Here is a 12,417-nt window from a genome sequence, read left to right on the forward strand (position 1 = left end):
TGGGTTTGCGGGGCCGCCGTAAACCCGTCCCTGGGGGCTTGGTCGCCGCATCCATGCGGCTCACACCCCGCAAACCCACAATGCCCCGCCTTCGACAGTTTCCGGCGATCTGCCGGTGCTGGTGCGGTTGGTGGGTGTCGACCTTGGTCGACACAGATCCATGCCATGCGTGGATGACGTTTCCGGTGGCGGCGATAGGGTCAGATCCCTTTTCCGACGGAAAAGGGATCTGACCCCCGGGGACGTCAACCGACTTCGTACAACTCCAGCGGCAGGTCGTCGGGGTCGGCGAAGAAGGTGAAGCGGCGGCCGGTGTACTCGTCCACGCGGATCGGTTCGCACACTACGCCGTGCGCTGACAGGCGCTGGATGAAGGGTTCCAGCGTGGCCACGCGGAACGCGAGGTGGCGCAGGCCCTGGGCTTCCGGGCGGCTGGGACGGGGCGGCGGCGAGGGGAAGGAGAACAGTTCCAGCTGGCCGCCGTCGGGCAGGGCCAGGTCCAGCTTCCAGGAATCGCGCGCGGCGCGGTGGTTCTCGGCCAGCACGCGCAGGCCGAGGATGCGCACGTAGAAGTCTTTTGAACGTGCGTAGTCGCTGCAGATCAGTGCGGCGTGGTGGATGCCCAGCAGGGCACCGGAATCGGCGGTCATTGCAGGGTGTCCAGCCAGCGCTGGGCGATCTTCAGCGCCAGCGGATAGGGTTCGGGGTCGTTGCGGTTGGTCAGAACGATCACGGTCAGGTGTTTTTCCGGGTGGCGCACGATCACGTTGCGGAAGCCGATGCTCTCGCCGCTGTGCCATTGCACGGGGCCATTCAGCCGCCAGCCGAACCCGTAGTGCGGTACATCCGGTTCGGGCGTCGATGTGGCGGGGCTGAACATCGCGCGGCGCGAGGCCTTCGACAGCAGGCGGTCGTCGTACAGCGCCGCATCCCAGCGGGCCAGGTCGTCCAGCGAGGAATAGATGCCGCCATCGCCGAGCACGGCGCTGGTGGTGCTCTGGTCGGTGCGCCGCCAACGGCCATCGATCCAGCTGTAGCCATAGGCGCGTGCGGCGATGGTATCGATGCCGTCCTGATGGGCCACGGTGTGGGCCATGCCCAGCGGGCGGAAGATGCGCTGTTGCAGGAAGGCTGCGAAATCCTGGCCGGAGGCGCGGCCGACGATCAGTGCCAGCAGCGCATAGCCGCTGTTGCTGTAGTGGTACTGCGTGCCGGGCGCGAAGTTCAGCCGGTCCTGGCGCGACAGCAGGGTCAGCACATCGGCGTCATGCACCTGCCGAGCATCAGCCGGGTCCATCAGGTCTTCGTAGTCGGGCAGGCCACCGGTATGCGAGAGCAGCTGGCGGATGGTGATGGCGGCCGCAGCCGGGGGCAGTTCGGGCAGCCATTGCCGGGCAGGTTGGTCCAGCCCGAGCCGGCCATCTTCCACCAGCAGCAGCACCGCCGCAGCGGTGAACTGCTTGCTGACCGAGGCCAGCCGGAAGTTGCTGGCCGCGGTGACCGCCGTGCCGTCCTCCACCACCGCCAGGCCATAGCCGCGCCGGAATACCGGTTTGCCGTCATGCAGCACCAGTACGGCGGCGCCGGGCACCTGGCCGTCGTAGGCCTGCATCAGGCCGTCGATGCCCGCATCCGGTGGGGCCAGCACCGGTGCGGCGACGGTGGCCAGCGGCAGCAGGCCCAGCACGGCGGCGAACAGGGCGACGGCAGGACGCATGGCGGCTCCGGAAGGCTCAGGGTGACGGGGCGGGCGTGGCGCTGGCCGGCTGGGCCATCCAGCGTTCCATCTTGCGGTCCAGCACGTCCAGCGGCATCGAGCCGTCCTTCAGCAGTTCGGCGTGGAAGCGGCGCAGGTCGAAGGCGGCGCCCTGGCGCGCCCTGGCCTTGTCGCGCAGGGCGACAATGGTGGTCAGGCCGGCCACGTTCGACAGTGCCTGGCCAGGCTGGGCCATGACCCGCTCGACTTCGGCGTTGGCATCGTCGCTGCTCATGTCCACGGTCTTCTGCAGGTAGGTGACAGCCTGCTGCTTGCTCCAGCCCTGGGCATTCACGCCGGTATCGGCCACCACGCGGGCGGCGCGCAGCAGGCGCGAGTACAGGTAGCCGATGCGGTCGTAGGGATCGGTGTAGATGCCCAGGTCCTCGCCCAGCGTTTCGGCGTACAGGCCCCAGCCTTCGACGAAGGCGAGATCGCCACCGAGGCGGCGGAAGCGCGGCAGCTTGGCCAGCTCCTGCTGCAGGCCCAGCTGCACGTGGTGGCCGGGGATCGCTTCATGCAGGTACTGCACCGGCACGTTCCAGCGCTTGCGGCCGGGCAGGTCGCGGGTGTTCACGTACAGCACCGCGGATTGCCCGGGCAGTGCCGGCTGGTAGGCAGCGGCAGCGGCGGTGAGCGCACGCTCCGGTTCCACCGCGCGTACGTCCAGCGGCGCCTTGGGCAAGGTATCCAGCACCTGCGGCAGGCGTGCGTTGACCTGCTGCTGCACCTGGCGGTAACGGTTGATCAGCGCATTGGCATCGCCGTACTGGAACTGGCGGTCGTTGCGCATGCTGCGCAGCAGCTTGGTGGGGGTGCCGCGCAGCTTGGCATCCTTCATCACCGTGGCGATCTGCGCCTGCAGTTCCTGCACGCGTTGTTCGCCCAGCGCGTGCAGCTGCGCGGCGGTCTGGTCGCTGGCGGTGGTCTGCACGATCAGGCTGGCGTACCAGGCCTGGCCATCGGGCAGTGCGCCCAGGCCGCTGCTGGCGCGCGTGGCCGGCAGGTATTCGGTGGCGATGAAGCCGCGCAGGGCGCGATAGGCCGGCATGATGCGCAGTTCGATCATGCGCTTGTACTCGGCGCTGATGCGCGCCTTGTCCTCGGCCGGGATGGTGTTGGGCATGGTGCGGATCGGCGACCAGAAGATGCTCTCTTCGGCGGTCGGCTTGATCACCGCATCCAGTTGCGGCAGCACTTTTTCCATCAGGTCGCGCGGCTGTACCACGCCGGCCTTCATGCCTTGGCGCATGTTGTCGATGGCCTGGTCGAACAGTTCGGGAATGCCCAGCGAACGGCGCGACCAGGTGTCGTAGTCCTGCACGGTGTTGAATGGCTGCGCGCCGGCACCGGCACCGAGGATCGCCATGATGCTGCCGATGTTGTAGTACTGGCTGATCGGCATCATCCAGCTCGGGTAGCGCTCGGCGGCCAGCGAGGCGCGTGCGTCGCGCACGAAGATCTCGTAGCTGAGCAGGTCCTGGCCCTGCAGGCCATCACTGCCGAGCTTCTCGACCTTGCCCAGCCATTGCGTGGTGAAGTCGTGCGACTGCTGGCGCCAGGCGGCGGACAGGATGTTGGGCAGCTGGTCGTTGTAGCGGGATTCGCCCTGGAAGGTGGCCTGCAGCGGGTTCAACCGCATCGAGGCATCCCAGTACTCGTCGTACAGGCGCTCCAGCTGTACCTGCTTGGGTACGGCACGGGCCGGCGCCACCGGACGCGGCGCGGCGCGGCGTGCCGAGCTGCCACGCGCCGGTGCGGTGGCGCGGGCGGGCCTGGCCTTGGGCTTGGCAGCCTGGCGGGTCTGCGCGGCGGCAGGGCGGCTGGCCTTCTTTTTCGCTGCTTCGGCCGACGGCACGGCACTGAACAGGAACAACGCGGCGATGGCGGCGGCCAGGGCGCGGGTGGGATGCGGCATCAGGAGCTTCCGTGGAACACAGACCGTCGAGCTTGCACGATCCGGCCGCGTACGGCCAGCGTGAAGGCGCAGTCAGCTTGCCGCCGCTGGGGCTTCAGTCAGCCGCCGCCGCCGCGCGCAGCGCAGCGGCCCTGTCTGCGCCCAGATAGCGGGTGATCGCACGCCGCATCAGGTACAGCACCGGAATCAGGGCAATTGCAAAGCCCATCTTGTAGATGTAGTTGACGCTGCTGACGGCCAGGAACAGCGAGGTCGGCCAGTGCTGCGGGCCGAGCACGAAGGCGATCCAGATCACCACGAAGCTGTCCACCACCTGCGAGATCGCGGTGGACCCGGTCGCACGCAGCCACACGTGGCGCTCGCCGGTGGCCTGGCGGATGCGATGGAACACCGCCACGTCGATCAGCTGGCCGAGCAGGAAGGCCACCAGTGAACCGGCGATGGTCCACATGCCCTGGCCGAACACCGCTGCGAATGCGGCCTGGTAGTCCGGCACGCCGTGCCCGTCCATGGAGGTGACCCACCAGCTGGCCGGCGCCAGCGAGATCGCCGCGAAGGCGAACAGGAAGCCATAGGCGATCAGGACCACGGCCAGCCACGAGATGAAGCGCACGCCGCGCTTGCCGAAGAACTCGTTGATGGTGTCGGTCATGATGAACACCACCGGCCATAGCAGGGTGCCGGCGGTGAAGCTGAGCGAACCAGTCTGGCCGAACAGGTTCCAGTTCAGCGGATCGATGCCGAGGGTGTCTTCCAGCGCGAAGATCTTCACCCCGATCAGTTCGGCCAGCACCGCATTGCCGCAGAAGAACGCAGCCAGCACGATGAACAGCAGGACCGCGCGGTCCTGCAACGGGCGCTCGATCGGCGCCGCGGTCATTCGCTGCGATCGCCGGCGCGCGTGAACGGAACGCTGGACGGCGCGACGGCGCCGCCGGAAATGATGAAGCTCATGGCCTGGTCGACGGTCCAGTCGGTCGGGGTCAGCAGTTCCACCGGCACGATTTCCAGGTAACCCGAAGTCGGGTTCGGCGTGGTGGGCACGTACACCGCGGCCAGTTCACGGTCGGTGCCGTGTTCCTTGATCACGCGGGTGACCAGCCCGACCGACTTCATGTCGCGGTGCGGGAAGTCGATCAGCACCACGCGCTGGGTGCTGCCCGGTTCGGTCTGCAGCATGTCCAGCAGCTTCTTGGCGCTGTCGTAGATGATGCTGGCCAGCGGAATGCGCTTGATGACCGCGCCGACCCAGCGCAGCAGGCGCTGGCCCAGCACGCGGCGGCTGGCCACGCCCACCGCCAGGATCACCAGCAGGGTGGCCAGCAGGGCGATGGTGTTCTGGATCCACTCGGCCCGGACCCAGCCGAGGTAGTGCGGAAAGCTTGTCGCGATCTGCTCGGAAAGTGGCACCACCAACGGGCTGGAAATGCCCGACAGCAGCACGAACACGAACTTGACCACGACCCAGGTCAGCCAGATCGGCAGCAGGGTCAGCAGGCCGGTCAGGAACAGGCGCTGCAGGGAGGGGCGGGGGACCAGGGCGGGGGCTTCGAGCGACATGTGCGCATTGTAGCGGTCACGGCCGGTCGATTACGCTGGGCAATCGACTGCGGCAACGGCACATGGAAGGGAAGCTGTGTTGAAGATTCTGCGCGGACTGGGTTGGACCCTGGCAGGCCTTCTGGTGCTGGCCATCGTGGTGTGGTGCGCCTCGCGCATGTGGCCGGTGCCGGAATCGCGGCTACAGGCCCAGCAGCGCCTGCAGGCCCGCCTGCCTGTCCACGGCCACAACGGTTTTGCGCTGCTGTGGACGCTCGCGTTCGACGATCTGGACGCGCGCCAGCGCGAACAGGCCCTGGCCCGCGACGTGCAGCGTTGGGAGGCCGATCCGCGCGGCAATGGCGGCGCCGGACCGCAGCTGGCGGAGGACCATGACGCGCTGCGATCACGACCGGCGGCCAGCTGCGGGCCGACCGCCAGTGACTGCCTGGGCCAGGTGCGCGCCGACCCGCAGCGCTTCGTCGATGCCCACGCTGGCCACCAGCAGCTGCATGCGCGCCTGGACCAGCTGGCCGATGCGGACCACTTCGTGTCGCCATTCCGGCCCAAGGGCGACGGCATCCTGGTGCCGATGCCGACCTATGGCCTGATGATCGATGCCACCAGCGCACGCGCGCTGGCCTATGTGCAGGGCGATATCGACGGTGCGCTGCGTGGCAGTTGCAGGGGTCTTCAGCTGGGCCGGCGGCTGGTGACGGGCGGCAGTTACCTGGTGGAGAGCATCATCGGTGCCAGCCTGGTGCAGGCCAATGCCCAACTGCTGGCCGACATGCTGGTCGAACTGCCGGCCGACCATCCGTTGCCAGCGGAATGCGATCAGGCAATGCAGCCGATGCTGGCCGCCGAACAGAGCCTGTGCCGTGCGATGCAGGGTGAGTACGCGATGAGCCGGGCTGCGATCGAAACCTCGGCGCAGGAATTGGGCGGGGTGCTGGTACTGGATCGCAGCAGTACCCTGGCGCGCGCGGCGGGCAATCTGGGCTGGGCCTGCGGCGCGGCGGCGATGGCGGCGCTGGAAGCGGATCGCCCGCTGCCGGTGCCGGCACCGCCGCAGCATGACTTTGGCTGCCTGTCGAACATCCTGGGGTGCGTGCTGACCGATATTGCCCGCCCGGTCTATCCGGCCTATTCGTCACGGACCCAGGATGCCGCCGCGATGGTGCGGCTGATCGGCGCGCAGCGCTGGCTGCGGCAGCAGGCGCAGGATCCGGTGGATGCGCTGCAGCGCCTGCCTGCGCAGTTCCGCTCGCCGGTGCGGGCACCGCAGCTGTCGGCCGATGGCCGCCGTCTGCAGGTGCCGCGGCGTTCACCGTCGCGCAGCACCGACGAGAGCCCATGGCTGTCGGTGCCGCTGGTGATGGAGAACGCCCCGGCCGCTGCTGCGCGCGACTGAGCAGCGTCTCAGTCGCTGCCCGCCAGCGGATCGAATGCCCAGCCATCACCAATGGTCTGCAGCGTCCAGCGGCGGCGGCTGTGCAGGGCCTCCCAGTGCACGCTGTCCTTGTCGTCCTCGATGCTGCCTTCGCTCCGCTTTACCCTGCCGGTGGAGAAGTTCACGCTCACCGACTCGGTCTGCCCGGAATTGCGCATCACCGAATTCTGGTCGTAGCCGATCAGCGCAAAGGCATCGTCCTGCCAACGGAAGGTAAAGGCGGTCGTGCCCATTGACCAGCTGCCCGCGCTGGCGAATGAAAACAGTGCGACCTTCAGGGTGCCCCGCTGGATGCTGACGCCGCCGTCTTCGAGCGGGTCGCTCATCACCGGATTGTCCGGGCGCGGTATCAGCTGGTGGTCCTGCACCGCCAGCACATAGCCGGACGGGCGCGACCACGCCACGGCGAGAATGCGCGGGTTGCTGTCGTACGGCGAGGGACCCAAGCCATCGTGCTCGATGACGTTGCGTGGCGCCTGCTGACGCAGCACCAGCACCAGGTCCGCGCGGCCATCCTGGTCGAGATCGCCTTCGACGCTCGATTCAAGTGCCCAGCCCTGGGGGACGAAACCGGCGGCATTGGCCGCCTGGGCCGGCAGCGTCGGATACTGCACCGGTGGCAGGTCGAGGGCGTGGGTGGTGAAGGACAGCAGGGTCAGCAGTGTGGCAAGCGCATACGGGCGCATCGGAGCCTCCATGGCAGGGAGGCCGAGGATAGCGCGCGCGTGCTGGATCAGCGTGCGTGCGGCTTCAACCGCAGGTACACCTGCTTGCGTACCTGGGCGACCACTTCGCCGCTTTCGTCGACGACATCGTTGCTGAACCAGCGCAGCACCTTTTCGCCGCCGGCCGCTTCGGCACGCAGTTCAGCCAGCAGTGCATCATCGATGCGGAACGAAGTACGCACCGTGCCCCGGCCAGGCTTGAGGAAATCGATCGTACCGGCCCGGTCCCACACGTAATAGTCACGGCCGAGGATGTGCAGCAGGCCCAGCATCCAGAATGGATCGGTCATCGCGAACAGGCTGCCGCCGAAATGCGTGCCCACGTAATTGCGGTTCCACGGCCGCAGTCGCAGTGCCACGTCGATCTGCCGGTAATCGGGCGTGATCCGGGTGACGTGGATGCCGGTGAACAGGAACGGCGGCCAGAGGTTGATGCCGAAGCGGAACAGGCGGGCGTTCATGCGGGTCCGGGGCGCGAGGCGAGGTGCCCAGTCTAACCATTCGCATGCGTATGTTGCACCCCGGGAGTCACGTCCCGCCGTCGATCATGAACCCGTCGCGGCCGTTGGCCTTGGCCTGGTAAAGGGCGGTGTCGGCGCCTTCCACGAAATGGTGCGGTTGCAGGTCACCGTCGGGCACGCGGGTGAATACCCCGATGGTGAGCGTGACGCCGTCATCGCTGCCGTCGCCCGGCGCCGGCAGTGCACGCACGCAGGCAATCAGGTCCTCGATCACCCGGCGCGCGCCCTCGGCCGGCGTATCCGGCAGCACCAGTGCGAATTCGTCGCCACCGTAGCGCGCCGCCATGTCGCGCGGGCGGCGCGCATGCGCGCCGATCAGGCGGGCGACATCACGCAGCACGCGGTCACCGACCTGGTGGCCATGGCGGTCGTTGTGGCGTTTGAAGTGGTCGACGTCGATCAGCGCCAGGCTCAATGGCTTGCCACTGCGCCGCGCGGCGTCGCATTCCTGCTGCAGTGACTGCTCGAAGCGCAGGCGGTTGCCCAGGCCGGTGAGGGCATCGCGGTTGGCCAGGCGGTGCCAGGCCGAGATCCGCCACACCGCCCAGACCAGCAGTGCCAGCACCACGCCCAGCATCGCGCTGGCCGGTGCCCACCACAGGTCACCGGTGCGCAGCAGCAGCCAGCTCAGCAGCGGCGGCATCGGCAGCGAACACAGCGCGACCAGCCACGGCAGGCGCAGGCCGAGCAGGATCACGCACAGCGCCACCAGCACGCCACTGATGGCGTGCTGCCAGGCGTGCGGCAGCACGTCGATCTGCTTGTGCTGCAGCAGCATCGAGGTGATGTTGGCCTGGTACTCGCTGCCGCTCATCCAGAACTCGCGGGTGGTCGGGGTCAGCAGGCGAGGCGCGATGCCGCTGGCCGTCATGCCGACCACGATGCGGCGGCCATGCAGCATCGCTCCATCCACGTGCCCATCGAGCACGTCCGCATAGGACACCTGCGGCAGCCGCTCGGGCGGGCCGGCGTAGCGCACGCGCACGTAATCATCGCGACGCCATTGATAGGGCGAGCCCAGCGCCGGGTCGGGGTCGGGCAGGCCGCGTACCGCACCCGCCGGCAGGTCGGCCAGTGCCAGGCCCAGTGCCGGCCAGTGCGGCCGTCCGATACCGGCGTGCAGATAGACGCCGCGGGCGACGCCGTCCCCATCCACCTCGACATCGGTGTGGCCGATCGCGGCGGCACTGGCGGCGATCTGCGGGATCGGCAGCATTTCCTCGGCCATGCGGTCGCCGGCCGCCGGTGCCGCCAGCACCGGCAGCACCACCCGGCCGTTGCGTCGGATCGCGGCCGCCAGCTCATCATCCTGGCGGCTGTCGCGACGGTCGGGTTCGGACAGCATCAGGTCCAGCGCAACGCGTTCGGCGCCGGCATCGGTCAGGCGGTCCAGCAGGCGGGCATGCACCGAGCGCGGCCAGGGCCACTGGCCGATACGCTGCAGGCTGCCTTCGTCGATGGCCACGATCAGCACGCTGGGGTCGGGGCGGTAGTCCCAGTTGCCGACCAGTGCGTCATAGGCCGCCTCGTCCTGCCGCCACAGCCATTGGCCCTGGCTGGCCACGATGGTCAGCACGCCGGCCAGCAGGGCCAGCAGGATCCGCTTCGACCATGGCAGCGGCGAGCGCCTCACAACAACAACCAGAGCAGCAGTGCACCGCCACCGGCGCCGTAGCACAGGCGGCATGGCAACGGGATCTGCTGGGCAGGGGAGAACTCGCCGGCGTGGCCGTCATCGTCGATGTACTGCACGCGCACGTGCAGCGTGCAGCTCCACGGGCGCTTGAAGCTCACCTGCGGCTGGGCCACGGTTTCATCGATCAATGGGGCCTTGAAGTCACCGCGGCGATCCACCTGCACCCGGTAGCGCTGGCCTTCGCTGCCGGCCTGCCAGCGCAGGGTGAGCTCGCCGTGCGCGGCCTCGGGCGGTTGCAGTGCAGGGTCCACCGGCTCGTTGCTCAGCTGCAGCGGCAGCGCCTGGCCATAGCGGCCCTGGTGGCCTTCGGCATCGCGCGAGGCCACGCGCCAGTAGTACTGTCCGGGCGGCAGCGGTTGCGCCAGGCGCAGGTCGGTCGCATGGGTAGCCTGCTCCTGCAGTGGCTGCCGGAAGCTGGGTTCGGCGGCGATCTGCAGCACGCTGCTGCGTGCACCGGGGGCCTGGCTCCAGCGGAAGCGCGGGCGGTCGCTGTTGATCGTCTGCCCATGCAGCGGCGATACGGTCAGCGGCGGCGGTGGCTGGTCACTGAGCTCGAAATCGGCGCTCGCATCCATGCCTTCGACGCCCTGTGCGTCGACCGCGCGCAACAGGAGGCGCAGCTGGCCGGGCGGCAGGTCGCCGATCGCCAACCGGGTGTCGACGGTGGAGGTGGCGAACAGCAGGATCTCCGGCGTTGCCGCCTGCACCACTTCCACCCGGTAGTGATCGGCGCCAGTGACCGGTTCCCAGGCAAGCAGGGTCGGCAGCGGCGCCAGGCGCAGCGCGTCATTGCGCAGCGCCGGCGCCGGCAGCAGGGCCGAGACCGCGGCGGGGGCCGCATCGGCGCTGCTGCTGCGGGTGGACTGCCCCGGCCGTACCAGCCGCTGGCCATGGGGGTTGCCGACCTGCACCTTGCCCTGCAGGACCTCGGTGGCGCCGACGTGCCCTGTATCCCCGGCGCTGACCCGGAACACCGTGCCGCGCACGCTGCTGGTCGCGGTGGGTGCATCGATGATGTAGCGCGAGGCCGGGCCGCGCGCCGGCGTCACCCGGTTGCTGGCGCGCCCCTGCTGCAGGCGCAGGCGGGTGTCGACCATGCCGGTGTGGCCATAGCGGCTGAGCTGGTCCAGGCGCAGGCGCGAGTATTCGCGCAGCTGCAGGCGCGAGGCATCGGCAAATTCCAGCGTGATGCTGGAATCGCCCTCGGTTTCCACGGTGTCACCGATATGCAGCTGCTCGCCGGCCTGGAGCGCACGGGTCGCCGTGCCATCGGCACCGGACAGCTCGACCTTGCCGCGCACCGACAGCACCCGGGCCGGCGCCGGTTCGGTGCGCAGCCAGCTGATCGGGAAGCGCAGCAGCTGGCCCGGCGGCAACTGGTAGGGGTTGTCGATGCGGTTGTGCTGCTGCAGCTGCTGCCAGCGTACCGAGGGTTTCAGGTACAGCCCACCCAGGTCCCACAGGGTGTCGCCGGGCCGGACCCGGTAGTTCCAGTCCTGGGCGCCGGCGATGGCAGGCGGCAGGAGGAGGGCGCAGAGCAGGGCGCCCGTTAAACGCATGGCGAACGACAGAGAGCGGACGACGGTCACAGTTTGCAATCCCGGCAATGCGGGGGTGCAGCTGCAAGACCCCATGGCCCCGACCTCATCCCCCCGAACGGATCGTGGCGACCGCAAGGCCGCCAGCGCGCGCATTATTGCCCGCGTTCAGTGCAGGGATTCTGAACGGAGCGGGCTTCCGTTCAGAACAGCAGCGACGCCATCCTGCGGCGGTACTGGCCCACCAGGTCCTCGTCGGAGATCACATTGAAGGCGTCGATCAAGGCTTTGCGTGGCAGGCCCTCCTCGAATCCACGGTCGATCCGCAGCATTTCCAGGAACTGCGCCAGGGCGGCCTCGTCATGCCCGCCCAGCAGCAGCTGCACGCCGCGCAGGTGGCGGGCCTTGAGATCCTTGCCATCAGCGGCGATGCGGGCCTCCAGCACCTCGGCCGCCGGGGCATCCTTCAGCGCAGCGGCGAAGGCCAGGCGGGCACGGGCGCGCACGGCGCGGTCGTCGGTGGCCAGATTGGCCGGCAGGCCGTCGATCAGGGTACCGGCCTCGTCCACGCCGCCGATCTGCAGCAGGGCCAGGGCCAGGTCGAGCTTCAGCTCATCCTTGTCCGGCTCGGCGGCGATCTGCGGGCGCAGTACGTCGACCTGCGCCTGCGGGTCCAGCGGGGCGTCATCTTCAGGGGCGGCATCGCCGACATCGGCCGGCACGATGCCGTGCTGGGCCAGGAATTCACGCAGCTGGCCTTCCGGAATGGCGCCGGGGAAGCCGTCCACCAGCTGGCCGCCCTTGACCAGGAACACGGTGGGCACCGAGCGGATCTGGAAGGCCGCCGCGATCTGCTGTTCCTTGTCGACATCGACCTTGGCCAGCTCGAAAGCGCCGTTGTACTCGGCAGCCAGCTTTTCCAGCATCGGGCCCAGGGTCTTGCACGGCCCGCACCAGGTGGCCCAGAAGTCGACCAGCACCGGCGTCTGCAGCGACTTCTGCAGGACTTCGGCCTCGAAGGTCGCAGTGGTGGCGTCGAATACGTAGGTCGTCTCGGTCATGGGGGAGGCATCGCTTGGCATCTGGAGACCGATTCTATGGTGACGATCGATGTCGGTCTCAACCCTGCGATCACGGAGTACGCCCTCGAGTGGTGCTGGCGGGCCGGCAGGGGCGCAGTGCAGCGAGTGGATCACCCACTAGCCGGAGGCGACAGGCTTCGATGGGGAGGCGCGCTTGCGACAGGGCGGAACTGCCATGCCTCGAGCATC

At 68.7% G+C, this 12,417-nt stretch carries 11 protein-coding genes; 1 reads left to right on the top strand and 10 read right to left on the bottom strand.

Annotation, left to right across the window (positions count from 1 at the left end):
- Window positions 1-245 precede the first annotated feature (245 nt).
- The 5 genes from VG561_RS16190 to VG561_RS16210 all read right to left on the bottom strand — a co-directional run bounded on the left by VG561_RS16190 (window position 246) and on the right by VG561_RS16210 (window position 5,234).
- Complete coding sequence (locus VG561_RS16190; protein ID WP_142235313.1) at window positions 246-650, bottom strand: VOC family protein; 405 nt, start codon at window positions 648-650, stop codon at window positions 246-248.
- The gene (locus VG561_RS16195; protein WP_046431895.1) at window positions 647-1,717 is read right to left on the bottom strand and encodes a serine hydrolase domain-containing protein; all 1,071 of its coding nucleotides are present in this window, start codon (window positions 1,715-1,717) and stop codon (window positions 647-649) included. Before VG561_RS16195 ends, VG561_RS16190 begins: the two co-directional genes overlap by 4 nt.
- 16 nt (window positions 1,718-1,733) lie before the next feature.
- Window positions 1,734-3,674, bottom strand: coding sequence for a DUF885 domain-containing protein (locus VG561_RS16200; RefSeq protein ID WP_049442350.1), 1,941 nt, complete (start codon window positions 3,672-3,674; stop codon window positions 1,734-1,736).
- Window positions 3,675-3,768: 94 nt separating this feature from the next.
- Window positions 3,769-4,554, bottom strand: a complete 786-nt coding sequence (locus VG561_RS16205) for a queuosine precursor transporter (RefSeq protein WP_126411235.1) — start codon at window positions 4,552-4,554, stop codon at window positions 3,769-3,771.
- Window positions 4,551-5,234 carry a DUF502 domain-containing protein gene (locus VG561_RS16210; protein ID WP_014647956.1) on the bottom strand — a complete coding sequence of 228 codons (684 nt, stop codon included), beginning with the start codon at window positions 5,232-5,234 and terminating at the stop codon, window positions 4,551-4,553. The genes VG561_RS16205 and VG561_RS16210 overlap by 4 nt, the downstream gene beginning before the upstream one ends.
- Before the next feature lie 76 nt (window positions 5,235-5,310).
- On the opposite strand from VG561_RS16210, the gene VG561_RS16215 reads away from it, so the two are divergent.
- Entirely contained in the window at window positions 5,311-6,627 is a 1,317-nt protein-coding gene (locus tag VG561_RS16215; RefSeq protein WP_164077472.1) for a hypothetical protein, read from the top strand.
- Window positions 6,628-6,635: 8 nt separating this feature from the next.
- On the opposite strand, the gene VG561_RS16220 is transcribed toward VG561_RS16215, so the two are convergent.
- From VG561_RS16220 to trxA, 5 genes are all read right to left on the bottom strand, one after another.
- The gene (locus VG561_RS16220) at window positions 6,636-7,352 is read right to left on the bottom strand and encodes a hypothetical protein (RefSeq protein WP_126411233.1); all 717 of its coding nucleotides are present in this window, start codon (window positions 7,350-7,352) and stop codon (window positions 6,636-6,638) included.
- Window positions 7,353-7,399: 47 nt separating this feature from the next.
- Window positions 7,400-7,852, bottom strand: coding sequence for a DUF4442 domain-containing protein (locus VG561_RS16225; RefSeq protein ID WP_134809158.1), 453 nt, complete (start codon window positions 7,850-7,852; stop codon window positions 7,400-7,402).
- A gap of 67 nt (window positions 7,853-7,919) precedes the next feature.
- Window positions 7,920-9,545 carry a CHASE2 domain-containing protein gene (locus VG561_RS16230; protein ID WP_069116173.1) on the bottom strand — a complete coding sequence of 542 codons (1,626 nt, stop codon included), beginning with the start codon at window positions 9,543-9,545 and terminating at the stop codon, window positions 7,920-7,922.
- Entirely contained in the window at window positions 9,542-11,242 is a 1,701-nt protein-coding gene (locus tag VG561_RS16235; RefSeq protein ID WP_423179797.1) for a FecR domain-containing protein, read from the bottom strand. Before VG561_RS16235 ends, VG561_RS16230 begins: the two co-directional genes overlap by 4 nt.
- Window positions 11,243-11,349: 107 nt before the next feature.
- Window positions 11,350-12,207, bottom strand: coding sequence for a thioredoxin (trxA, locus tag VG561_RS16240; protein ID WP_423179798.1), 858 nt, complete (start codon window positions 12,205-12,207; stop codon window positions 11,350-11,352).
- Window positions 12,208-12,417 lie beyond the last annotated feature (210 nt).

It is taken from the genome of Stenotrophomonas sp. CASM110 (genome assembly GCF_049384345.1).
Taxonomy (GTDB): Bacteria; Pseudomonadota; Gammaproteobacteria; order Xanthomonadales; family Xanthomonadaceae; genus Stenotrophomonas; species Stenotrophomonas muris.